The sequence below is a fragment of the Dyadobacter sp. 3J3 genome (genome assembly GCF_009801115.1).
Lineage (GTDB): Bacteria > Bacteroidota > Bacteroidia > Cytophagales > Spirosomataceae > Dyadobacter.
On sequence record NZ_VTOL01000005.1, the window covers coordinates 247077 to 273202 of the forward strand.

14 protein-coding genes are annotated in these 26126 nt (G+C 40.1%); 7 read left to right on the top strand and 7 right to left on the bottom strand.

Annotated elements, in window-relative coordinates:
* Positions 1-19: 19 nt before the first annotated feature.
* The 5 genes from FZF08_RS12955 to FZF08_RS12975 all read left to right on the top strand — a co-directional run bounded on the left by FZF08_RS12955 (position 20) and on the right by FZF08_RS12975 (position 7460).
* Positions 20-1018: a 4-hydroxyproline epimerase gene (locus tag FZF08_RS12955; protein ID WP_159469380.1), complete on the top strand. Its 999-nt coding sequence runs from the start codon at positions 20-22 to the stop codon at positions 1016-1018.
* Between the two features lie 181 nt (positions 1019-1199).
* Positions 1200-2462 (top strand): FAD-binding oxidoreductase, encoded by a 1263-nt coding sequence (locus FZF08_RS12960; RefSeq protein ID WP_159469382.1) that lies wholly within the window; start codon positions 1200-1202, stop codon positions 2460-2462.
* A gap of 123 nt (positions 2463-2585) precedes the next feature.
* A complete protein-coding gene (locus tag FZF08_RS12965) occupies positions 2586-4397 on the top strand; it encodes a DUF885 family protein (RefSeq protein ID WP_159469384.1) in 1812 nt (603 codons plus the stop codon).
* A gap of 51 nt (positions 4398-4448) precedes the next feature.
* Entirely contained in the window at positions 4449-5876 is a 1428-nt protein-coding gene (locus FZF08_RS12970; protein WP_159469386.1) for an APC family permease, read from the top strand.
* Positions 5877-5906: 30 nt separating this feature from the next.
* The gene (locus FZF08_RS12975) at positions 5907-7460 is read left to right on the top strand and encodes a M20/M25/M40 family metallo-hydrolase (RefSeq protein WP_159469388.1); all 1554 of its coding nucleotides are present in this window, start codon (positions 5907-5909) and stop codon (positions 7458-7460) included.
* 7 nt (positions 7461-7467) lie between these two features.
* Here the strand turns inward: FZF08_RS12975 and FZF08_RS12980 are convergent, their stop codons facing one another.
* The 4 genes from FZF08_RS12980 to FZF08_RS12995 form a co-directional block, all read right to left on the bottom strand.
* A complete protein-coding gene (locus tag FZF08_RS12980) occupies positions 7468-7932 on the bottom strand; it encodes a DEAD/DEAH box helicase (protein ID WP_159469390.1) in 465 nt (154 codons plus the stop codon).
* Entirely contained in the window at positions 7868-10462 is a 2595-nt protein-coding gene (locus FZF08_RS12985) for an AAA domain-containing protein (protein ID WP_159469392.1), read from the bottom strand. Before FZF08_RS12985 ends, FZF08_RS12980 begins: the two co-directional genes overlap by 65 nt.
* A gap of 74 nt (positions 10463-10536) precedes the next feature.
* The gene (locus FZF08_RS12990) at positions 10537-11700 is read right to left on the bottom strand and encodes an NRAMP family divalent metal transporter (RefSeq protein WP_159469394.1); all 1164 of its coding nucleotides are present in this window, start codon (positions 11698-11700) and stop codon (positions 10537-10539) included.
* Positions 11701-11839: 139 nt separating this feature from the next.
* Entirely contained in the window at positions 11840-15616 is a 3777-nt protein-coding gene (locus FZF08_RS12995; protein WP_159469396.1) for a hydantoinase B/oxoprolinase family protein, read from the bottom strand.
* A gap of 347 nt (positions 15617-15963) precedes the next feature.
* Here FZF08_RS12995 and FZF08_RS13000 point away from each other — a divergent pair, with 347 nt between their 5' ends.
* Entirely contained in the window at positions 15964-18129 is a 2166-nt protein-coding gene (locus FZF08_RS13000) for a glycosyltransferase family 39 protein (RefSeq protein ID WP_159469398.1), read from the top strand.
* A 51-nt stretch (positions 18130-18180) separates the two neighbouring features.
* Entirely contained in the window at positions 18181-19983 is a 1803-nt protein-coding gene (locus tag FZF08_RS13005) for a M61 family metallopeptidase (protein ID WP_159469400.1), read from the top strand.
* Between the two features lie 21 nt (positions 19984-20004).
* Here the strand turns inward: FZF08_RS13005 and FZF08_RS13010 are convergent, their stop codons facing one another.
* From FZF08_RS13010 to FZF08_RS13020, 3 genes are all read right to left on the bottom strand, one after another.
* Positions 20005-20883, bottom strand: a complete 879-nt coding sequence (locus FZF08_RS13010) for an AraC family transcriptional regulator (RefSeq protein ID WP_159469401.1) — start codon at positions 20881-20883, stop codon at positions 20005-20007.
* Between the two features lie 166 nt (positions 20884-21049).
* A complete protein-coding gene (locus FZF08_RS13015) occupies positions 21050-24778 on the bottom strand; it encodes a PVC-type heme-binding CxxCH protein (RefSeq protein ID WP_159469402.1) in 3729 nt (1242 codons plus the stop codon).
* A 143-nt stretch (positions 24779-24921) separates the two neighbouring features.
* Positions 24922-26046 carry a Gfo/Idh/MocA family protein gene (locus FZF08_RS13020; RefSeq protein WP_159469404.1) on the bottom strand — a complete coding sequence of 375 codons (1125 nt, stop codon included), beginning with the start codon at positions 26044-26046 and terminating at the stop codon, positions 24922-24924.
* Positions 26047-26126: the final 80 nt, after the last annotated feature.

Here is a 26126-nt window from a genome sequence, read left to right on the forward strand (position 1 = left end):
TAAGCTAACAGCTAAAAAAATGCGTAAGACTTTTTTCTGTATAGATGCCCACACCTGCGGTAACCCGGTAAGAGTGGTTGCCGGTGGCGGACCATTGCTGCAAGGCAATAGTATGATGGAGCGCAGGCTTCATTTTTTGAGAGAATTTGACTGGATCAGAAAAGGATTAATGTTTGAGCCTCGCGGTCATGACATGATGAGTGGCAGTATTTTATATCCACCTGTTGATCCTGAAAATGATATTGGTGTTTTATATATTGAAACCAGCGGTTGTTTGCCAATGTGCGGGCACGGAACGATTGGTACGGTTACGATTGCGATCGAAGAAGGATTAGTAACACCGAAAATTCCTGGAAAATTGAGACTTGAAACGCCAGCCGGTTTGGTGCTTGTTGAATATGTGCAGGAAGGGAAAAAAGTCAAATCGGTAAAACTAATTAACATAAAATCGTTTTTAGCTGCTGAAAAGTTAACCGTTGAATGTCCTGATTTGGGAATACTAACCGTTGATGTTTCCTATGGTGGAAATTTCTACGCCATTGTGGATCCGCAGGAAAACTTCAAAGGTTTGGAACATTATACAGCTGATCAGCTGATTAGCTGGAGCCGTGTTTGTCGGAAAAGGATGAATGAACAATATACTTTTGTGCATCCGGAAAACGAACACATCAATGGATTGAGCCATTTCTTATGGGCTGGTGCCGTTTTAGATCCAACGTCAACGGCCAGAAATGCAGTTTTCTACGGCGATAAAGCCATTGACAGATCACCTTGCGGAACCGGAACTTCGGCTCGCATGGCACAATGGCACGCAAAAGGAAAATTGAAAAAAGGCGATAAATTCATTCATGAAAGTATTATCGGTTCCAAATTTATCGGAACTGTTGAAGATGAAGTAACGATCGGTGATAAACCGGCGATCATTCCAGGGATTGAAGGCTGGGCGATGGTGACTGGTTACAACACGATTATCATTGATGATGATGATCCTTATGCTTATGGTTTTCAAGTAATTTAAAGAAGCTTTTGGCTATTAGCGGTTGGCTTTTGGCTTTCGTTATTGTCTGATTTTTCAACCGAATTAATTATAAAATTTGTTGAAATAATTTTATAATTAATTCGGTTGGGATAACATAAAATTGTAAATTAAACCCGGTGGCCACAAGGCTAACAGCTTAACGCTAACGGCTAATAATATCATGGAATCAGTAGAAAAAGGAAAAGTTGTCATTATCGGAGGCGGGATTATGGGTTTGGCTTCTGCTTATTATTTGCTGAAAAGCGGATGGAAAGTAACGTTGCTGGATAAAAGTGATATGACAAATAATTGTTCTTTTGGCAACGCCGGGATGATTGTACCAAGTCATTTTATTCCTTTGGCTGCACCGGGAATGATTTCGAAAGGTATCAAATGGATGTTCGATAGCCATAGTCCGTTTTATGTAAAACCTTCACTTGATTTTGCACTGATTTCCTGGGGTTTGAAATTCATGAAAAGTGCCACGGCAAGTCATGTTGAACATTCGGCACCTTTTCTTCGTGATTATCATTTATTGAGCAGACAGCTTTACAGAGATCTAGCGAAAGAACCTGGCTTTGATTTTGGTTTGGAAACAAAGGGAATTCTGATGCTTTACAAAACAGAAAAAGCGGGAGAAGAAGAAATCCATGTAGGCCGTGACGCTCAGAAATTAGGATTAAATGTTGATGTTTTAAACAAAGAACAGGTTCAGGCATTGGAACCACACGCAAATCTGGACGTGATCGGAGCTGTTCATTATCGCTGTGATGCTCATTTATATCCCAATGCATTGATTCCGCAATTAATGGATTATGTCAAAAAAAATGGCGGAGAAATAAAAACAGACACTGAGGTTACCGGTTTCAACATCAAAAATGGAGAAATAAGAGCGGTACAAACCAACTCCGGAAATTTTGAAGGCGATCTGGTTGTGATGACGGGAGGTACCTGGCTTCCGCAACTTTCCAAGCTTGCCGGATTAACGATTCCGGTTATGCCAGGAAAAGGTTATTCGTTTATGGAATCCAATTCCGAGCATGAAATTATTCATCCATCCTTACTGATCGAAGCAAGAGTTGCCGTAACGCCTATGAACGGAAAAGTTCGTTTTGGCGGAACGATGGAAATTGCGCCGGTGAATGACAAAGTAAATATGAACCGTGTGGAAGGAATTGTCAATTCGATCCCAAATTATTATTCAGATCTGAAAACAGAATTGCCGGAAGTAAAAGATATCTGGTATGGTTTCCGCCCATGTTCTCCGGATGGGTTACCTTATCTTGGTTACAGTAAAAAATTGAAAAACCTGATCGTTGCCGGCGGGCACGGAATGATGGGAATAAGCCTGGGGCCTGCAACCGGAAAAGTGGTAGCAGAGCTGGCAGACAGGAAACCGACTTCCATCAAGATCTCGGTTTATGATCCACAGCGTTATAACTAATAACTGATTTCAGTATTTTAAAGGCGGGTATTTTCTCAAAAAATGCCCGCCTTTTTTATTTCAGGTCATTGCCAAGGATTTACTTTTTTTAAGAATAATATTCCTGACTTTTAAATTGTTACAATGAAATACCTCGACGTTCAAAGATTCACTTCCTGCTATTATCTTCTTTTTGGTTTTCTTTTTTGTTTTGGAAAAATTGAAAACGTAACGGGCCAGACTTCCGATAAATTCAATCTTTATAGTCAAACCAGCGAAACGGCTGGATTAGTTATTCAATACGATCAGGATCTGATCGCGATCCGGGATTTCTATTCTCCCGTTGTTCAGGGCCGTGGAGGATATGCGAATTACAGTCGCAACCAACCCTTAAATTCACCGGAGCAACGTAAACGCCAGACAGACCTTGATAACAATTATCTGGATCAGCTTGGTAAGCTGGACTTCAACGCCATGAGTATTTATGGTAAAGTTGATTATGTTTTGTTAAAAAGGAATATTGACGATCATTTAAGAGATTTGGCTATTGAAGAAAAACAATACGGACAAATCACAAAGTATATTCCGTTTGCCGATAAACTGTACCTGCTTGAAAAAAACAGAAGAAGAGGTGCAACGGTGAATGGGCAGGAAGTTGCCGGAATGTTAAACACCGTAAATAAAGAAATAAAAACAGCTTCTGATAACCTGAAAAAAGTTGAATTTCTTGATATGGCGCTGGCTTCGTTTAGCGAACAGGCGGTGAAAGGCCTTCAGGCCAGATTGAAAGGCGTAAACGATTTTTATCAGGGTTATGATCCGCTTTATTCCTGGTGGGTTCCGGAGACGTATGAAACGTTGGACAGTGCGTTGATGTCTTATGCCAAATTGCTAAAAAGCAAAGGGAAACTGGCTACCTCACAAAAGGATGATGGAAGCGGAATCACCGGCGTTCCCATTGGACGAGATGAATTGATCAGGCAACTCCAGGTAGAAATGATCAATTATACCCCGGAAGAATTAATTGAAATCGCCAATAAGGAATTTGCCTGGTGTGATAAGGAATTATTGAAAGCGTCCCAGGAAATGGGTTTTAAGGACGATTGGAAAAGTGCGCAGGAAAAAGTAAAAAACAGTTACGTTCCGGCTGGTTCACAACCCGAACTGATCCTGAAACTTTATAACGATGCCCAAAGATTTATCAAAGAATACGATTTGATGGATATTCCTCCAATCGCCGACGAAACCTGGGGAATGATCATGATGACCCCACAACGGCAATTGGTCAATCCGTTTTTTACGGGAGGTCGGGAAATCAGTATTTCTTATCCGACCAGCACGATGTCGCATGAGGATAAGCTGATGAGTATGCGTGGAAATAATCCTTATTTTTCCAGAGGAACAGTACAGCATGAACTCATTCCGGGGCATCATTTACAATATTACATGAGCAGTCGTTACAAATCGTATCGTGAAAGTTTCGGGACTCCATTTTATACCGAAGGCTGGGCTTTGTATTGGGAATTGTTACTTTATGACAAAGGATTTGCCAAAATGCCGGAAGAACGGATCGGTATGTTGTTCTGGCGGATGCATCGTTGTGCGCGGATTATTTTTTCGCTCAACTATCATTTAGGCAAATGGACACCGCAGCAATGCATCAATTTCCTGGTCGATCGGGTGGGGCATGAGAAGGCAAATGCCGAAGGTGAGGTCAGAAGATCCTTTGAAGGCGGTTACAGTCCTCTTTATCAGGTAGCATATCTTTTAGGTGGTTTACAGATTTGGAGCTTGAAGAATGAATTAGTGGATAATGGCAAGATGACCTATAAAAAATTCCATGATTTGATGATGAAGGAAAACAATATTCCGGTAGAAGTGCTTAGGGCAACTTTGACAAATCAGCCACCTGCAAGAGATTTTAAAACCAAATGGAAATTTTATAGTTCTAAATAATATTGTAGTTTCGGGAAACAAAAACAAAGCCTGAGTAAATCCAAACCTTTTATGTCACAAGAAAGTACGTCAGAAACTACTTCGTTTAAACCTACCCTTGGCCTTGTAGATGCCACCATGCTCGTCGCCGGAAGTATGATCGGTTCCGGGATTTTTATAGTAAGCGCCGATATTACGAGAAATACAGGAAGCGTTGGCTGGCTGATGGTTGTTTGGCTGATCACGGGCTTCATGACGCTGACTGCTGCATTAAGTTATGGCGAATTAAGTGCAATGTTTCCAAAAGCTGGTGGACAATATGTTTACTTAAAAGAGGCCTACAATCCATTAATCAGCTTTCTGTACGGTTGGAGTTTTTTTACTGTAATTCAAACAGCAACGATTGCCGCAGTTGCTGTGGCTTTTGCAAAATTTACAGCTTATCTATTACCGGTTTTTAGTGAAGATCTGGTCGCGATTGATCTGGGATTTATGCAGATAACGCCTGCGCAACTACTGTCGATTGTCGTCATTGTGCTGCTTACGTTTATTAATACACGTGGTGTAAATAGCGGCAAAATTATACAGACAACCTTCACTTTGGCAAAACTTTTAAGTCTTTTGGGACTTATCGTTTTTGGACTGCTTTTCATGAAACCGGAAATCTGGCATATCAACTGGGATTCAGCCACGATGTGGGATTTACATAAATTGAATCTTGACGGAAGTATAGAATCTTACACCACTTTTGCTGCTTTCGGAGCCATTGCGGCGTCTATGGTTGGATCTATTTTTAGTAGTGATTCCTGGAATAATGTAACTTTCATCGCAGGAGAAATTAAGAATCCTCAGCGTAATATTGGGTTAAGTCTGGCGCTGGGAACAATCATCGTAACCGTAATTTACGTGATGACAAATGTAATGTATACCGGTGTTTTGTCATTGCCTGAAATTGCGTCAGCTGATAAAGACAGGGTTGGGGTTGCCGCTTCTCACGTCATTTTTGGAAACTCGGGAACAATCATTATTGCGATTATGATCATGGTTTCGACTTTTGGTTGTAATAATGGCTTGATCATGTCAGGAGCCCGTGTTTATTATTCGATGGCGAAAGATGGGTTATTTTTCAAAAAAGTAGGGCAGTTGAACAAGAATTCTGTACCTGAAATCGGACTTTGGATTCAGTGTGTGATCGCTTCGTTATGGGCTTTGAGTGGAAAGTACGGTAATTTGCTGGATATGATTTCTTTCGTGGTTGTTGTATTCTATATGCTCACGATCATCGGAATTTTTATACTTCGTAAAAAGAGACCGAATGCCGAGCGGCCTTATAAAGCATTTGGCTATCCGTTTTTGCCGATTATTTACATCGTGATGGGCATGGCATTTTGTGTATTGCTTATCATTTTCAAACCGGAATATACCTGGCCGGGTTTAATCATTGTGTTACTGGGAATCCCGGTTTATTACCTGATCGCCAAAAAAGAAATTGTCTCCTAAATCCTGATTATAAAAATAATAAACAAGCTCATGAAAAGAATTTTTTATCCGATGCTGATGCTTTTTCCTGGTGTATTATTTGCGCAGGAAATTGATATGGATGCCATGGCCAAAATACGTAAAGAAGGTCTTGATAATTCAAAAGTAAAAGAAATTGCTCATCAGTTGACTGACGTTTCTGGTCCAAGACTTACCAACTCACCAGGTTTTCAACGCGCGGCAGAATGGTCGGTTGGTGAAATGAAAAAATGGGGTTTGACCAATTCGCGTATTGAAGAATGGGGTGAATTTGGAAAAGGCTGGCAGGTGGAAAAAAGCTATCTGGCGATGACAAAGCCTTATTATATGCCATTTATTGGTATACCAAAAGCATGGACTTCCGGAACTTCCGGCCCGATCAAGGGAGAAGTTGTGGTTGTTAATATTCAGAATGAAGAAGATCTTAAAAAATATGCAGACGGAAAGTTGAGCGGTAAAATTGTGTTGATGAAAAGTAACGTTGATACTGATCCAACTTTTAAACCGGATGCCGTTCGTTATACAACCGAGGATCTTGACAAAATGACGAATTCCCAGGCTTTTGGTCAGGGAAATTTTACACCGGAACAAGCGGAAAAAATGCGTACGATGCGATCTTTCCGCAGTAAGGTGGATAGCACGTTGAAAACGCAGAAAATTAAACTGGAATTAGCTGCAAGAAGTGGGAAACATGGAACCTTTTACACCAGTAATGGCGCTTCTTATTTAGGTAAATCTCCTTTGGCAGGCCCGTCTTTCGAAATGTCTCCTGAACATGCCGGATTAATTACCCGTTTGGTTGAAGATGGAATTCCGGTTACATTGGAAGCAGAATCGGCAACGACTTTCTATGACAAAAAACTGACAACTGGAAATGTAATCGCTGAAATCGCCGGAACTGATCCTAAGTTAAAAGACGAAGTGGTTATGCTTGGCGGCCACCTTGATTCATGGCACAGCGGAACCGGCGCGACTGATAATGCAGCCGGTTGTACGGTGATGATGGAAGCGATGAGAATCCTGAAAGCGTCAGGTTTGAAACCAAAAAGAACAATCCGGATTGCCCTTTGGTCCGGTGAAGAACAAGGATTGCACGGATCACGTAATTATGTAAAAAATACATTTGGCGATCCGCAAACGATGAAATTGCTTCCGGCGCATGAGAAATTGTCAGCGTATTATAACATTGATAACGGTACTGGCCGCATCCGTGGAATTTACTTGCAAGGCAACGAAGGTCCGCGTGCTACTTTTGAAAAATGGCTGAATTCATTCTCTGACATTATCGATCATCCAACGGTTACTTCAAGAAATACAGGTGGGACTGATCACCAGAGTTTTGATGCAGTTGGACTTCCGGGTTTCCAGTTTATTCAGGATGGAATTGAATACGGAACGCGTACACACCATTCCAATGCAGATACCTACGAACGTTTGGTGATGGATGATTTGAAACAAATGGCTGTTGTCGTTGCTGCTTTTGTGTACAATACGGCGCAAATGGATCAGAAAATTCCTAGAAAGGAATTGCCAAAAGCAAGAGGAGAACAGGGCGCAAGAAGATAGTTTTTCCTTACTGATATGTTAAATAATTGGCTAAAATACCTGAGGGTGTTTTAGCCTTTTTGTCTAATATAGCCGCATTAGCGAAAACTATAAAACTGTCTTTTGCTCTCGAAACGGCCACATTAAGCATATTGGGTTTGTTGTCGCGATCAAAAAACATAGTTCCGGAATCTCCTTTTCCATAAACCATAGAAAATAAAACAATCGATCTTTCTGCTCCCTGCAGCGCATGAACTGTACCGATTTTGAAAATACTGGTATTGAATCCTGCATTTTTCAAGGCAAGTTTTAAACTGTTTTTTTGTCCTGCAAAAGGTGTAATGATACCAACTGCATTTTCAATATTTCCATAATGCGTTTCGATTTGCTCTTTGTTTAAAATCAGCCAATTCACGATTGCCTCAACTTCATAAGGATTTGTTCTGCTGGAATTTACAGCGGTCGAATTTCCATCCACGTGTATGCAGTACATAGGCGGAAAAAGATTTGTCTTTTTCGCTTTTCCTTTCAGCGGTTTTCAATTGTCCGTTATAAGCTAAAACATTGCAATAGTTTATAATTTCATCATAACAACGTCGATGCTCAACCAGAATTACACCTTTTTCGTCCAGACCTATTTCTTTATATTGGCAGGCATTTTGCGCCATTTTCATGATACTTCCGGTAGATGCTAAAAATCCTTTTGGATCAAAAGACGTCTCAAAAATCGGATCAGAATAATCTTTAATTAACCCGACTTTTTTCAAATTACCGACGTCAATTTTATTGATAATATTCCAAACCGGTTCAATTTGTTTTACATCACCAACAATCACCGCTTGTTTGGCAAGAGAGAATGTTGCTGCACCAACTTCCGGAGAAACCTGCCCTGCTTCGTCCACAATCAGTAAATCGATAAAATCAAAAAGAGGCGGATTGTCGAAAATGTTTTTCCCATCTTCACTTTTCTTCAAAAACTTGAAAGCACTGAAAAACTTGGGTGACATATAAAACGTACTTACAAAACAGGGCGTCAACATAGCCTGGCGCGTCCATCTATTTTTCACCGCGTCAATACCTTTTTTATCAAAATTTGGGTCTTTCAAATCGGTATCGATTTTTGACAGCCACCGTGCCTCCCAATAATGCAGACTTAGCTGAAATGCTTTATGCCTTAGCGTTAGATCCAATTCGTCAAAAAAACAATTTGGTTTTGCTTTTTCCAAATTGCCTTCCTTTGAGCCATCGATTTTCAGATATTCAAACTTCCAGTATTCTTCCTCTGTTTTTGGTGGATTTCCCTGTATTGAATTTTTATTCTTCCAGCTTTTCCATTCAGTAACGGCTTTACTTATAGTTTTCGCAATTTTGATTTTTTTATCAATACAATCGAGTATTGCACTTTTTATAAATTCCTTATTTTCAAATAGTAACGAATCTCTCAGAATAATCCGGATTTCGGCAGCTCTGTTTTTTAAAGCAGATTGTAGGCCTAATGAGCAAAACAGTTTTCGGAAAAAGGATTCATTTTGGAAATATTGAATAATTTTTTCTTCTAAAATCATCAGGTTCGAGATGTCGTTGTTTACTATTTTTTCATCAATTATAGCTTTGGAATAATATGTTTCTTCCAGCAAGATTTGGTCACCGACATAGGTAGCCAAAATATTTTCTGCATTTAAGTATTCTTTCCATTTTAAAGAAGCGTCTTTTAAAGAAACCTGGATATCCATTATTTCACTTCGAAGTTTCTGGGTAATTTCTTCAATACTTAAATGTGAAGCATTGAAATAAACAGCACTTTTTTGAAGAAAACATTCCGTTGCCTTTTCCAGATATTCCTTGTTTTCGACTTTGCTGAAAAGTCCGTTACCATTCTGTTTTTTGTAATTTATTCCTTTTAATTCGGCCTCCGTTTTCCCATTTGAAGGCAAATAAGTTGCATAACCATCCAGCTCCGGAAGCCATCTTCCTTCCAGTTTTCCGGGTTGGGTTGATGATTTTGAAAAGCTGTCAATAATATTGGTAACGGCCTGGTTGTTGGTTGAGCAGGCTAATATCAAAGGTGGATTTTCACCAGTAATGGCACTTTCAACGATTTTATTAGCGACAATACTTTGCAGCAATGTCGTTTTTCCAGTTCCGGGAGGTCCGTTAACTGCGAAGATTCTATCGCTGTTCTGCAAAAATGTATACAAACCTTTTCTTTGGGAAATTGAAAGGGGGAAATCATATCCCATTTGCCCGACATGCAAAAAGTTTGCATCCATTAGTTTAGAAACGGGTAATGGCAAATTTTCTGTCTTATTATCCAGACTAATAAAGTCGGACAACAGTGGCGGAATAATAGTTTCGGCTGCAATCTTTTCGTAAAGCTGAATTATTCCAGCTGCGGCATTGATGTCTTCATCCGGCAATAAAATAATTGCACGATGTACTGTTTCATATCCGTCAGCCGAAAAAGTACTTATAGTTTGTTCAACAGCCTTCTGGAAAACATCTTTTATGTAGGTGATATAGTCTTGAAAAAATTTGTATTTCTCTTTTCTGAATGGCGTTGCTTTATCCACCTTTTCAACGGTACTGAAAATAAATTCGGATCGCTCATCAGCCAGTGGTTCAAGGTATTTTCTTTGAAAAACAGGAAATAATTCTTCGGGAATTGACAGAATTCCTTGTCTGTTAATCTTGGTATAATACCAAAACGGAAACTTGGTTTTTTTGTCTTTGAAGAAAATTAAATGTTCTGGTAAGGGAGTGATTTTTATTGGTGCTATTAAAATCTGAATCGTTTCCAGTCGTTCCCAACTTTTGCTGTCTTTGTCGGTGATACCTTTTTTCTTATTAATCCGCTCTTCTTCAAAGTCAATAAGTTCATTGACTTCCACTATTGAGGCAATCGTTTGAGAATCCATTTTGAAATCCTGTATTTCAAAATGTTTTAGTTTTTCGATATCAATGTCTGCTTTCAAAGAATCACTCAAACTCTTTTTCCAATAATTAATCCACTTTTTTTGCTGCATTTTTTCAATTTCTAATGTGTGATATTTGCCGTGAACGCTGCAAATTCTGATCAATTAATATACGTACTTTTTTCTCAAATCGCCTTAATCCCTAACCCCACCATCACCAAAACCACGATCCATCCAATAATTTGCAGAAAATAGGGATGTTTGTAAAGTCCCATAATTTTTGATTTCCTACTTGCCACTAACAGGATTCCCAGTGCTATTGGTAAAACGAATCCGTTAAGCGTGCCCACAAAAATCAATACTTTCACTGGTTTGCCAACAAAAAGAAAAACGGTGGTGGAAATAAGAATGAAAACGATGGTTAAGTAGGTATGGTATTTTTCGAGCAACGGGTGGAAAGATCTTAGAAAGGATATTGAAGTGTAAGCCGCGCCAACAACGGAAGTTATGGCCGCGGACCAGATCATCAATCCAAACATTTGTTTTCCAAATTGTCCTGCTGCATTTTCAAAAATAGAAGCGGTCGGGTTATCCGGATTGATATGTGCTCCTGTCAGAATTATTCCCAACGTGGCCAGAAATAGCAAGTATCGGATTATTGCAGTCACTAAAATTCCCGTTGCCGCGCCACGATTCACTTGTGGTAATGCCTCTTTTCCCTTCATGCCGGAATCTAAAAGTCGGTGTGCGCCGGCAAAAGAAATGTATCCGCCAACCGTTCCTCCAACCAAAGTCAGCGTGGAAGCGGCATCAAATTTTTCAGGTAAAAAGGTATGGTGAATAGCTTCCAAAAATGGAGGATGCGAAGTGAAAGCGACGTAAAGAATTAGCCCGATCATGATTAATCCCAAAATTTTGGAAAAAGTATCCATCGCTTTTCCGGCTTCTTTGAATAGAAAAATTCCTATTGCCATAGCAGCGCTTACGATAGCGCCTGTTGTTACTGGAACGCCTGTCATCGCCTCAATTCCTAATCCTGCACCGGCGACATTTCCGATATTAAAAGCAAGTCCGCCGACGACGATCAGAAAGGCCAGGAGATAGCCAAGTCCGGGAAAAAGCTCATTGGCAAGATCCTGCGCATGCTTTCCAGAAACTGTTACAATTTGCCAGATATTGAACTGAACACACAGATCAATAACAACAGAAATGAGGATTATAAAACCAAAACTGGTAGCAAGCTGGCTTGTGAAAACCGTAGTTTGGGTCAGGAAACCTGGCCCAACAGCAGAAGTTGCCATTAAAAAGGCTGCACCTAAAAGTGCTTTGGAGGATTTATTGGAAGCCATCTATTTTGTGTTACAAGGAGTGAAAAATGGGAGGTTACACAGAGTTTCACAGAGAAAAGGAGAGAGCCACAGAGGTTTATTTCTGAAATATTTAATCTCTTTGTCCCTCCTTTTTGAACTCTACGGTTCTCTGTGAAATCTAAACCGACGCACCGTATCCACCACCACCGGGCGTTTCGATTGTCAGGATATCGCCTGCCTGAACTTCCAGGCTGCATATTCCAGTTAGTTTTGTAATCGTATGATTTTTAGAACTCAGGGTATGTTGGCCAGTTTTTCCATCTTCACCGCCATGCAATCCGTAAGGTGCATAGTTACGATGTTGCCCTAAAAGTGTTACCTGCAACGGTTCAAGAAATTCAACTTTCCTGACAATTCCATCTCCGCCGTTAAATTTTCCATCGCCACCTGAATTTTTCCGAATTCCGAATTCTAATAAACGTACCGGATATTTTCTTTCCAATTGTTCAGGATCCGTGATTCTGGTATTTGTCATATGCTGATGAACTGCGGCTCGACCGTTAAAACCTGGCCCTGCGCCGACACCACCACCAATGGTTTCGTAGTATCCAAAGTTTTTATTTCCAAAAAGGAAGTTGTTCATCGTTCCCTGGCTGCAAGCCGCTAACTCAAAAGCCTTTAATAAGGTATCAACAAGTCGCTGGCTAACTTCTGTATTTCCTCCAACAACGGCTGGACATTTCAACGGATCATCAGAAAAATCAGGATGAAGAAAACTGTTATCGGGCAGAATAATTTCTACGCTTTTCATCAATCCGTCATTCAGCGGTACTTCCTTATTTATGAGTAATCTCAGTACGTAGAGAATGGCACTGTGTAAAATGGATATGTTGGCATTCAGATTATTGGGGTGAACGGAGGAAGTTCCTGTAAAATCAAAAACTTGTTTATCTTTTGAAATAGAAATGGAAACCTGTATCCGGTGATCGTCATCGAGAAATTCTGTGGCTTCAAATGTTTTGCCTTCTAACGGCTCTAACGCATTTTTCAATTGGAGAATGGCACTTGTTTTAAGCAAAGTCATGTATTTTTTTACAACATCAATTCCATGAATTTCGACCAGTTTTAATAGTTGCTCACTTCCTTTTCTTAATGCAGATAAAGCGGCAATGATATCGGCTTCGTTAGATAAAAAATTACGGGTTGGATAAGCGCAATTTGTGAAAAGATCATGAATTGTTTCCCATTGAAATTCACCCGCTTTCACCAGATATTGTGGAAGGATCACAACCCCTTCTTCGGCAAGACATGTAGCATCCGGCGGCATGGAGCCAGGCGTTTTTCCACCCATTTCAGCATGATGTGCGCGGTTTATAACATAACCCATACATTCTCCCGAATCTGTAAAAACGCCTGCAATCAAGGTAATATCTGGTAGGTGCGAGCCTCCATATTTTGGATGATTGGTGATAATTACATCCCCCGGACCGATATGAATTGCATCCCGCACCAGCCTGCCGCAAATTCCCATACTTCCCAAATGTACCGGAATGTGCTGTGCATTGACCAACAAATCTCCATCTGCATCCAAAAGCGCACACGAGAAATCCAGTCGCTCTTTTACATTAACCGAAAAGGCCGTTCTTTGTAACTGAACGCCCATTTCTTCTGCTATTGCTTTGAAACGATTTGTGAAAAGCTGTAGTGAAACTTCTTCACTATGTTTTTCCGAAACACTGGTTTGATTGCTCGTTTTGAAAACAATTGCATCTTTATTTCCCTGGATTACCAGTTTCCAACCTGCCGGAATATAGGCTGTGGAGGTATAACTGAGCAGTATGGCAGGGCCCGAAAATTCTTCTCCGGCTTCTAAAAGATCCCATTCATACAAATGAGAAGTGGGAGAATTATCCTGATTTTTTGATTTAAATATCGGTTTGACTTGTCGTAGAGAAGTAGCAGGATTACCATCTTTCAGAATGGTTTGTGATACCGGTTTTTCGGTTTTCTCCTGCACTTTAAGTCGTATACTTTCCAGCTCGATGACCACGTTTTCAGGATAATAACCAAATTGAGTTGTGTATAGAAGTTTGAATTCTTCAACGATCTGCTCATTTTTAAGGGCAATTTCAATGGTATTTTCTTGTCCCGCGAAACGTAAGAAAAGTGAGCAAAAAGCAATTTCATAATCAGTGATGTTTTGCTTTTGAAGTTCAGTTTCTGCGTTTTTCAATAATTCATTTTTCCAGATTTTGAGGTGAGCTTGGGCTTCTGTTAAAGGAAGTAAAACTTGTTTTGACACAATAGTACTGATCAGCGCTTCACCGATTCCTACCGCACTGAAAAGTCCTGCATCGTAAGGGATGATCACACTTTTTATGTCTAAAAGATCCGCTAGCTGGCAGCTGTGCAAACCACCGGCTCCTCCAAAGGTGATTAAAGTATAGTCCAAAGGATCAATACCTTTTTCAACCGAAATTTTTCTAATCGCATCGGCCATTTTTTCATTCGCAATTCTTTCAAGTCCGGTCAGGATTTCCTGTTCTGAAAGTAAATTTCCATTCTTTTCAAAAATGGTATTTTGTAATTTTTTGGTTGCTTCGATTGCAGCTTCGGGACGGATTGGAATACCAAATTTTGCAGGATCCATTTTTCCGAGCAGCAGATTTATATCTGTGATTGTCAACGGTCCACCTGCGCCATAACAGGCCGGACCGGGAGATGCACCTGCACTTTCTGGCCCGACTTGTAAAGTAAAACCATCAAACCAACAAACAGAACCTCCGCCAGCTGCAACCGTTTCTATGGCCAAAGTGGGATTGTGGAATTCAATTCCATCAATTTCCGTAATATATTTTAATTCCGGCTCACCATCAATTCTGGCTACATCCGTACTTGTACCACCCATATCGAAAGTCAGTACTTTGGAGAATCCATGACGTTTTGCAGCATGTGTTGCCGCCACGATTCCGCCAGCGGGTCCGCTAAGTAAACTGTCTTTTGCCTTGAAACCAGCTAACTGGGATAAACTTCCGGTGCTTGTCATGATTTTCAGGCTGCCTTCGTTCAATGCATTTTTAATATTGGTCAGATATTGATCTAAAACCGGATCAAGATAAGCGTTGACGACAGCCGTTTGTGTCCGTCTCAAATAATGTGAAAAAGGAAAAAGCTGAGAAGATGCCGAAACATATTTGGATCCGTTTTGTTTAAAAGCCGAGGCGACTGCGGTTTCGTGCTGATCATTTTGGTAAGAATGCAGCAATGAAATGGCGATGGAGTCAAAATGAATTCCCGGAAAAAGACTGAAATCCGTACTTTCCAGTTCTTTGATAACTTTCCCGTTCGCATCAAGTCGTTCATGAAGTTCAATGACATCATGATATAATAATTTAGGCTCCGGAATGTTGAGTTGAAAAAGTGAAGGGCGTTGCTGATTTCCTATATAAGGTAAATCTTTAAATCCTTTTGTAACAACCAGCAATGTTTTTGCACCTTTTCTTTCCAATAATGCGTTGGTGCCTTTTGTTGTTCCAAGACGCATTTCAATCGGTGGCAGCGGATTTTTTAGCGGTGTTTTGGTTAATAATCGGGCCGCCAGAACTGGCGCTTCTTCTCCACTGAATAATTCAAAATCTACACCTCCATTTTCAGGAATATCAGTATCAAGTGTAATGGATTGTTTTTCGTAATCAACAGAAACTAAGTAAGCCGAGGTTGCTGAAGTGCCAATTTTGACCTGATATCCTGTTAATAAATCTTCAGCGTGTTTCCAGGGAGATTCAAATTCGAAAGTAAACGGCCCGGTTTTACGAATAATTCTTCCTCGCAAACGCGCGGAACTGAGCACTTTTATTCTGGTGATTTCACCATCCGGATGAGTAGCAAGACAGTCTGTGAAGGTTCCTCCGGTATCAATACTGATTTTCCAAATGGGTTTTATTGACGTATTCAAAGTAATAGGATTAGCGCGAAAATATTCAGTTACCAAATTACATCGTATTTTCTACAAAACCACAGCGTGAGGAAAGGGATGATTAATTAGAAGAAAATCGATGATGTCCTGATATCTTACAGCGCTATATAACCTTTGGCGATTTTACTGTTTCCGAAATTGTAAACTTCGCCGATGTGACTGAGAAGTTTGTGATTAAAGTGCGGAAGAGTTTAAATAAATAATTTCTATACACTACCAGAAAAAATTAAAGGCTCCATGAAGGAGCCTTTTATAAATAACTGTTATCTTCAAATCTTAATTCAATCGTTTTGAAATAATATAAGTAATCCTCCTTAAAGCATCGTATGAATTTTTGTTTACTCTTATTATCAGTTCTTTTAAGTTTTGTGCTCTTTTTTTTAACATCTGTAAAATGTGGGTTATACAGTAAAATCAGGATTTCTTTTATATATTCTCTTGTTGCCAATGCAACGGCAGTGTTTATTTACAATGAAGTATTTTCATATTTTGATGCGCTGAATTCTACCTCAGCTTTCGTTTTCTGGCTGGGAGATATTGTACTGCTTCTTGCACTTGCAAGCTATTGGAAATCAGTAGGAAAAGTTGATTTTTCTAATTTGTCGGATATCATTGACGTCGTTAGATTGAAAGGGATAAGTCGGAGCAATAAGATAATTTTGATTGCCGCCTTCTTGTTTTTTATCCTTCCCCTGTCATTTCTGGCTGTATATTCTCCTCCAAATAATTTCGACGCACACAGTTATCATCTCAACCGAATTCTTTACTGGATTAATAACGGTAATCTTGATCATTTCCCAACCGTTCATATTCAGCAGCTTTATCTTAATGTATTTGCCGAATATATTGTTCTGGACACCGTCTTGCTGTCGGGCTCCGATTATTTTGCCGGATTGGTGCAGTTTTGTTCTTTTCTGGGCTCCCTCGCTGCAATAAGTCTGCTGGCAAAAAGATTCGGTTTAAAGCAGGAAGGACAACTGCTGGCGGTTATAATTTTGCTAACTCTTCCTATCGGTATTTTTGAAAGTACAAGTGCGCAGGTAGACTATGTCGCATGTTTTTTCTTTATTACTTTTGTATATTTTGGATTTGAGCTGCTGGAGAGAAAATCATGGCTTACATTATTGGTAATGCTTTTATCCTTGTCCTTTGGCGGATTCACAAAGTATACTGTATTCATTTTTGCTCTTCCTTTTACAGTTTATTTTGCGCTTCGAATATTGTTGCAGTACGGGTTTTTGTATGGTGTGAAAGTGCTGATACTGGCACTTGTCTTACTGGTTTTAACCTTTACTCCATTCTTTTATAGAAATTATCAGCTTTTCGGAAGTGTGATGAGCCCACCGGAAGATTCAACATTTTTTGCAGAGAAAATTCCGGTAGACAAGCATTCGGTCCTCTTTGCACTTTCGGGGATAATCAAAAATGTGGGTCTGCATCTCGGGCTTCCCAATACCAGTTTTAATGCGTTTCTATCTTCAAAAATAAATAACTTTCATCAGGCAATCGGCGTTGAAATCGATGACCTGGCGTTAAGGCTTGATCCGTTTTCCGTGCGTTATTCAGTACACGAAGACATGGTTCCTAATACGATACATATCTGGTTAATGTTACTAGCTACCATACCATTACTTTTTTTTAAGGGGACCCGCAATATCAAATGGTTCTGGCTCTTTTCTGTATTGGGATTCGTGTTGTTTTGCTCACTTTTAAAGTTTCAGCTATGGAGCACGCGGACGCATATGCCATTTTTTGCCATGGGGGCTGTACTGATAGCATACGTGTATTCCAAGGTTTTGAATTGGAATACCGGTTATCTCATTTTCCCTCTTATGCTGGTTTCTACGCTATTTGTATTCGGAAATCCGAACAAGGCTTTGCTTCCTGTCGGTTATTTTAGTAAAAAAATACTGGGACATATTCCGGTTGCCTTTTGTGTTACAGACAGCTTGCAGTCGAAAAAATACGAAAAAGATTTAGGAGCTTACTATGATTTTCCGGGAAAGGATAATTGTCATCCTTTAAAACAATTACCAGGTTATAAAGAACGCGTGAAGATTTTTAATATTCTTGAAAAGGAAGGATATTATGACGATGATAAATCGGCGACGGTTTTTGGTACAACCCGTACCAAGGCCTATTTTTTAAGTCATTTGGATGATTATTACGCTTTTGAGCCTTTATTAGAACATATTACCGGCGATAATAAAAATATCGGGGTTATGTTTAAAAAGGATGGGTTTTACAATTATTGGGCTGCTGTGGATATAAAACTGAAAAATCCCGGGCAGATGAGATACATCCGTTATCTGAAAGATTTTACTGCACTGAAAAATGGGCAAAATGATTTTTGTTATGATTATATTTTATGTGATGATGCAAGCTTGCTGAAAAAATTTGTACCAGAAAATAATATTGCAGAAATCCATAATACTTCTGTGTTTTACCTGGTTAAACTCAAAAATAGGAGTTGTGAACGGTTATTGTACTAAAAATCTGTTTACTTTAAACATTGGTTCGTTTTATCTGCTTTTTACTTTAACATGAAAAGAAATATACATTTTTACTGGATTATCCTGACGGTTTTTCTGCTTAAATCGGCAACTGTTTTTGCACAAACGCAGGATCCCGTTCAATTCACAATAACGATGGCAAATCCGGCGAATCATACTTTTCATGTGTTGATGGATTGTAAGGTTGGTCCGCACGAAACATCCAGATTGAAAATGCCCGCCTGGTCTCCGGGATATTACCAGATCATGGATTTCGAATCTTTTGTGAGCAACTTTCAGGTTACGGATCAGGCAGGTGCTAAATTGTTTTTTGATAAAAAAGGTAAAAATGAATGGCATGTGGAAAAAGCAAAAGCGACTTCTCTGCATGTCGAATATGATGTTTTAACAACAAGGGAGTTTGTAGGGACCAGTTTTGTAGATGAGGACCATGGCTACATTATTCCCGCTGGTTTATGCATGTATCTTGAAAACGAGATAAAAAGGCCTGTGGAATTGACCATTAAACCGTTTGACAAATGGAAGGATGTGGCAACCGGGCTGGATTTAATTCCGGGAAAGAATTTTACTTATGCTGCTCCCGATTTTGATATACTTTATGATAGTCCGATTCTGATAGGAAATCTTGAAGAATTGCCTGCATTCGACGTCAAGGGAATTCCACATCGTTTTATTGGTTATAAAATGGGAGATTTCGACAAGGCCAAATTTATGCAGGATATCAAGAAAATGGTTGAAGCGGCTTCCGCTGTGATCGGTGATATTCCTTACAAACATTATACATTTCTGGCCATAGGTCCTGGTGGCGGAGGTATTGAACATTTGAATTCGACGGCCGTAAGTTTTGATGGGAATCTGCTTAACGATCCCGTAAAACGCATCAAAATACTGAGCTTTTTAACACATGAATATTTTCATCATTACAACGTGAAAAGGATTCGCCCGGTGGAACTGGGGCCGTTTAACTATGATAAAGGAAGCAAAACCAATATGCTTTGGGTTTCGGAAGGATTGACCGTTTATTACGAATATCCGGTTTTGAACAGAGCAGGTCTTATGACCCAGACACAGGTTTTGGATGCCTACAAAGCTTTGATTTTAGCTTTGGAAACACAACCGGGAAGATTGTATCAATCTTTGGCGCAGGCAAGTGCGGAAACCTGGTCGGATGGGCCAAGCGGAAGAGTTACCGATGAATTTAACAAAACAATTTCCTATTACATCAAAGGCCCGATTGTGGGCTTGATGCTGGATTTTAAAATCAGGCATGAAACAAATAATAAGAAATCGCTGGACGATGTTATGCGTACTTTGTATCAGGATTTTTACCAAAAACAAAACCGCGGATTTACGGAAACGGAATTCAGAAAGGTTTGTGAGAAAGTAGCAGGAGCTTCACTGGATGAAATTTTTCATTACGTATATACTACCAAGGAATTGGATTATGTGAAATATTTCAATTATGCAGGATTGAATATTGATGTAACATCGAAACAAATACCTGGTGCTTATTTGGGTATAAAAGCAAAATTGCGGGATGACAGTTTGGTTGTTTCCAGCGTTGATTGGGATTCTCCGGCCTGGAAAGCAGGTGTGCGCAAAGGAAATGTGATACTTGATGTGGACGGCGCGCCGGCTTCCGAGACAAATATTGCGTACATTTTTATCGACAAAAAAGCGGGAGAAAAGATGAATCTGAATCTTGTGAAAAATGACACAAAAATTGCTTATCCGATTATTTTAGGAACAAAATCTGAACGTTCTTTCGCCATTAGTCCGGTTCAAAATCCGGATAAATTACAAATGTCGATTTTGAAAGACTGGGTGAAATAATGTCCGTTTTACAAAATTATTTCAGAGAAGTTTTTTGAAGAAATCACGATGATATTCACGCGGGGATTTTCCGATTGTCTTTTTAAAAACCCGGTTAAAATTGGTAACATTATCAAAACCTGTTTTATAGGAGACATCGGAAAAACTGTCGAATTTGCCCGAAACTACAATTTTACAAGCTTCATTGATCCGTACTTCATTTAGGAAACTGATCAATGTTTTGCCGGTATGTTTTTTGAAATAACGACAAAAAGCCTGTGGTGTAAGATTCGCGATGGAAGCGACTTCATTCAGGGTAATGTGGTTTTTATAGTTTCCTACAACGAACTGGAAAATCTGATCCATCCTTATTCCTTCAACATCGGACATTATTTGTTCATTGTTGTTGGTTGATAGCGGTTTGATATTTTTTAAAGTAGAAAAAAGATGAAGCAATTCAATGAAAGAAGCCACTCTCAAACTATCTGCTTTTTCCATTATTTCGGTCATTGTCTTTTTGACCAGATCATACGAAGTTTCCTGAATTTGCAGACCATTATGCATTCCCTCCACAAATTTCCGGATAGCGCCCATTTCCGGAAGCCGTAAGATATTTTGAAAAAGATGATCAGGATTAAAGAAAAATGAGATTTCATGTACGATCTTGTTTTGTGAAGGATCGTAATAGGACTCGTCACTTTTAAAAACATGTGACTGATTTGCACCGATAATATACACATCACCAGGTTTGAAGCGCTGCATATAATTCCCGGCAATGAGCATTCCTTCGCCTTCCTTAATCCAGGTTATCTGCACCTCCGGGTGTCTGTGAAGATGATTATAGAAATGTGGAATTACATTATCCTGGACTACAATCGTAGTTTCTTTGGCAACGGGAATAGTGAATTGGACAACTTTCATACTGGGTCAATTTCAACGGTACATTTCGGTAATTAAATATGCAAAAATTATCTATTTATTGATTGGGTTAATCTTGTTTAGGTTAATATTGGTATATTATTGCTTAATATTGAACAAAAAAATAGCCATCACTTTTCGGTGATGGCTATTTTTTATATTTAAAACTTTATTCCTTTACAACTTTCATAACACCCGTCATTAATCTCCAATGTCCCGGGAAAGTACAAACGTATGGATAGTCGCCCAGATCTTTCGGAACAACAAATCGCAGACGATAGGTTTGTTCAGGATTTACAAGCGGAGTTGAAGCGATAATTTGCGGAATATTCGGTACGTAATTTTTCTCTGCACCGTCTTTTGCCGTGATCATTTTATCAGCTGCGGCCCCAATAATTTCCTTTGTTTTCGGTTTTCCGATCACCATGTTATGCTGCATCGCATCCGGATTTTCAAAAACAATTTCAACCGTTTTTCCGGCAATTGCAGTGAATTCAGTAACGCTGAATTTCATTTCTTCACGAATCGCTTTAATACGAACGATCTGAACATTAGGATCCGACGTCACTTCATCTTTTATTCCGTAAGATTCCATCAGAACAGTAAGTTTTGCGCTCATGTCATCCTGCGTATTGGCTTTTATAGTCGCAAGTAAAGTACGATCAGCAGCGGTTGCAGTTTCCTTACGTTTTGGATTCCATGCACCAAGCACACCTTTCATGACAGCACTTCTTCCTTGTGGATCAAGATATTGTGCAGTATTGATCAGATCAATAACCTCACCGCCGGTTGCATAAGAAGTATATCCACGTGCAGCGCGTTCCAACGAAAAGTCAGAAAGGCGGTCCAGACGTTTAACTTCGAAACTTTTAGTCAATGTATTATTTTTATTTTCGTCTTTTTCAGGAACAACATTGTCAACGTCAACGGTCGCTGTTACATTAACTTTTCCAGCTTCATCAGAAGAAAATCCAAAAGTGCTTCTCCATGGGCCGTTATTACCTTCGGTAAGTTTAATAGTTTCGCCAGGAGCGATACCATTAACCAGCTGGCGGCTAACATAATTTGTATTTAACGAACGGCTTCTGATACCAACATTGACAATCGGAACCAGATCTTTCGGTACGGCAACGCTGCCCTGATTGGTAATTTCAATCGTCACTTTGGCGTATTCACGAACATATGGAGTCGCTGGTTCAATCGTAATATTGGTAATCGCCAGTTCCGCAGAACCCTGAACGGTAACCTTATTGGCTTCATTTCCTTCATGGTTCATTTTGGAATGATCCATAGCCATTTTGTTTTCACCAATGGTGGAAGGCTTTTGTAGTTTGGCCTTTTTAACACGTTCAGCTAAATAATCTTTCCGAAGTTTTCCATCATGGGAGTTTAAAATCGCAGCAAAAGCATCCGGCATCCAGCGATCATCAACTTGTGCATACGTGTCAAGAAGTCCTAAAACGGCACTTTCAATTTCAGGCGTCAATGGAATTTCACTAAAAGCTAAAAGACTGTTTAGTACCACCAATTGCTCTTTATCGTGCAAAGCATCAACAGAAAGTAATGTTTTTCCTGTTGTAGCCGTGCGTGGCAAAAACTGAACCGCTGTTTTACGAACAGCATTGCTTGGATGATTCAATGCGGCAGTCACAGCAGCTAAAACTGCCGGATCTTCAATGGCATTTAATCCTTGCAAAGTCCATAGAGCATGAATAGCAGCAGTATTTAATCCAACTTCGTCAACGGATTTATCATTAACCAAAGCAATCAATTGAGGAACAACATCTTTTTGTCCACGTTCAACCAGCAATCTTTGTGCATGGCGTCTCCATAACATATTGTTGTTTTTCAAAGTAGCAACCAATTCTTCCGGGCGACTTTTGCTCAAAGAAATCGGTGTATAAGCCGGTGCTTTTTTATATGCTACACGATACAAACGACCATGTGTGAAATCGCGCAAGCCAGTCTCATAAGCATTCCCTGCACCATTTTCAGATCCTTTTGGTGTTGGGTTATGCTGAATAATGTAGCTGTACCAGTCAGCAATCCACACAGCTCCATCCGGCCCAACTTCGGCGAAAACCGGAGCAACCCATTCATCAGCACCTGCAAGGAGGTTAAAGCCAAGATTATCTTCATAATCCGTTCCCTTTTTTACCATCATATTCTGGTGAAGAATATGTCCGGTCGGCTCAGAAACGAAAGCTACATTGTTCCAGTATTTTTTTGGAAATGCACGAGCAGTATAAAAATTTTGTCCTGCTGCGGCTGTAAATCCACCAAAAACATCCACCTGACGTACTTTTGGGGTAATCGGCTGCATGTCTTTATGCGTATCTGTACTGCGACTTCCGTTATCAACTTTGCTTGCTCCAAAATAACGGTTTGGAATAGCGCTGTACCAGCCGTGCGAGTTATTTGCAGTAGATCCAAATAGATCCCCAGCTTCGTTGAAACCTAAACCCCAGGTATTGTTGGAAGTTTTTGCAACGATTTCCATATCGGAACCATCCGGTTTGAAACGGAAAAGTGCCTGCCCGAAATCCAGAGAATCAGCTTTGCCAAATTTTCCTTTGTATCCCGAATATCCAACGGAACCATAAACCCAGTTGTCAAAACCATAATGCAAATTAGATGGGCCCGCATGTGTATCACCAGTACCAAAACCGCTGAAAAGAATTTTCTTCACATCCGCTTTGTCATCACCGTTAGTATCCTGCAAAAACAACATATGCGGAGCCTGAGAAACGATCAGACCGCCGTTTGCGAAAACAAGTCCGGTAGGGATACTCAAATCGTCGGCAAATTTTGTGAATTTATCCGCTTTGCCATCTTTGTCCGTATCCTCACAAATCAGGATATAATCGCTCCCGCCTGTGTTTTTACGTTCGTTTGGATAATCTTTTGTGATCAGTACAAACAATCTTCCCCGCTCATCCCACGTCATCGCAATCGGGTGCATTACGTCAGGTTCGTGTGCAAAAACATCCAGCGTAAAGTCTACCGGAATCTGGATATGCTTAACTGATTCTTCCGGAGAAAGCGGTAATTGCTGTAATTGAGGGCCAGGGCGCTGTTCGTAGTTAGGAAGTTTTGCTTCACGGTATTCGAACGGTTTTGGAGCCAAAGCGACGAAGGCCTTTTTTGCATCGTCATTGACAGCCCAAAGAATTCCTTTTTCTAACAAATCCTGAAATCCGGGAGTAGCCCAGGTACGCTCGTCGTGTCCGTAAGCCGTGTAAAATACCCGTCCTTTTCCATGCGTACGAACCCAGGTATAAGGTTCTTTTTCAACGCCTGGTTTGTCTTTCGCCTGATCTTTCTGGATAATGCGTTCGGTAAGGATTACATTGTCAGGCTGTAATAATTTGTGCAAATAGGTTTCATCAACCGTTTTGAATGGTTTTACACCGGCGATTGCAGGATGATCAGGTTTTGTCCAAACAGGCTGAATTGTATCCCAGGTATGTCTCCAGAATTGTCCGCCGATCAGCTTGACCACTTCCGGATTGTTACGGAAACAGTAAGAAGCACAGTGAACCGGAATAAAACCTTTTCCGCTCGCAACATAATCCAGTAACGCTTTTGCTTGCTGGGGAGCGATAGAATCCCAGTTTGCATAAAGCATTAATGCATCGTATTTATTTAAAGTCTCCGGATTAAGATCATTTAAGTCGTCCGTGTAAGTGAAGTTAATTCCCTTTGGCCCCAATGCAGCCATAATCTGTGGAACGCGTTCGGAAGATTTGTGATGACCAATGGTGTCACCCAGAAATAATACCTCAATCCTTCGGCCTTTGGCTTCTGTTTTACTCACAGCCGCGGTCTGCGAGGATTGATGGACGGCACATCCCAAAAGGAAAATGCCTAGTAAAAAGGATAAGGCTCTGGTTTTCATTTAATTGTTTAAATATGTTTTTGTATGCTGGTAAATGTTATAAGTGCTATACATCTTCTTTCTGTGATGCAGAGCATCATAATATTTTATAATACTCTATTTGTAAAGCTAATGTGGAATTCCATTAATCTCAACCAAACAACTTACGCATTCTTAAAATCAGGCAATTGAATCAACGCGCCACCTTGCAAAGCGGATTCATGTGCCAAAATCCCAACACTTGTCCAATTGGCTGATTGCCATGCATTTGGGAATGGATCACGATCTTCTATCAATGCGGAAATAAATTCGTTTGCCAAATGTGGATGTGAACCGCCGTGCCCACCGCCCTGAACGAACGAAAGGTGTGAATTATCATCCGCGTCATACACGCCATGGCCTGTAAATTGTTGAATTTCGGCAGGCAGCAAATGTGCATAATCCGGTGTTTTTACATGCTCCGCAATTTCATGTTCCGGTTTTTTTGCTGTATGAATCACCGGATCTTCACCTTCAATTAATGGCCATTCAAATGATTTTTTACTTCCGTATACTTCAAAACTTTCGCGATACTGGCGTGCCACATCAAAAAGAGAACGGTACACATATGCCGACAAATCACTGTCTTTAAATTTGATATGCGCCGATTCCACAGCAAAAGGAGAGTTGTGGATTTTGGCCAGATCCTCACTGATTGTTCCAGAACCGAAGCAGGAAACATATTCAGCTTCCAATTTTAACAAACCTGCAACAGGCCCAACGCAATGCGTTGCATAATGCATCGGAGGCAAACCAGGCCAATAGTCGGGCCATCCTTCCATATCCTGTTGGTGACTGGCTTTCAAAAATTGTATTTTCCCCAGTTCTCCTTTTTCGTATAATTCTTTCACAAACAGAAACTCACGTGCATAAACCACGGTTTCCATCATCATATATTTTTTTCCGGTTTCCTTACAAACTTTCACAATTTCCATGCAATCTTCAACACTGGTTGCCATAGGAACCGTACAAGCCACATGTTTTCCAGCACGCAATGCTTTTAACGTTTGTTCAGCATGGTTTGGAATAGGAGAATTAATATGAACGGCATCAACTTTTGGGTCATTCAAAAGGTCTTCATAACTTGTGTATCGCACATCAATACCATATTGGTCGCCAACGGCATTTAATTTCGATTCTGTACGCTGACAAATTGCGTACATATTAGCGTTGGGATGACGCTGATAAATAGGAATAAATTCGGCTCCAAAGCCGAGACCAACAATAGCAATGTTAATTTTTTGTGACATATAAAAGTAAAGGATTAGAGATTCGGTTTGGCTTGTTTGAAATTCAGATCCGGAATTTGAAACAGCAGATTTCAGGATAT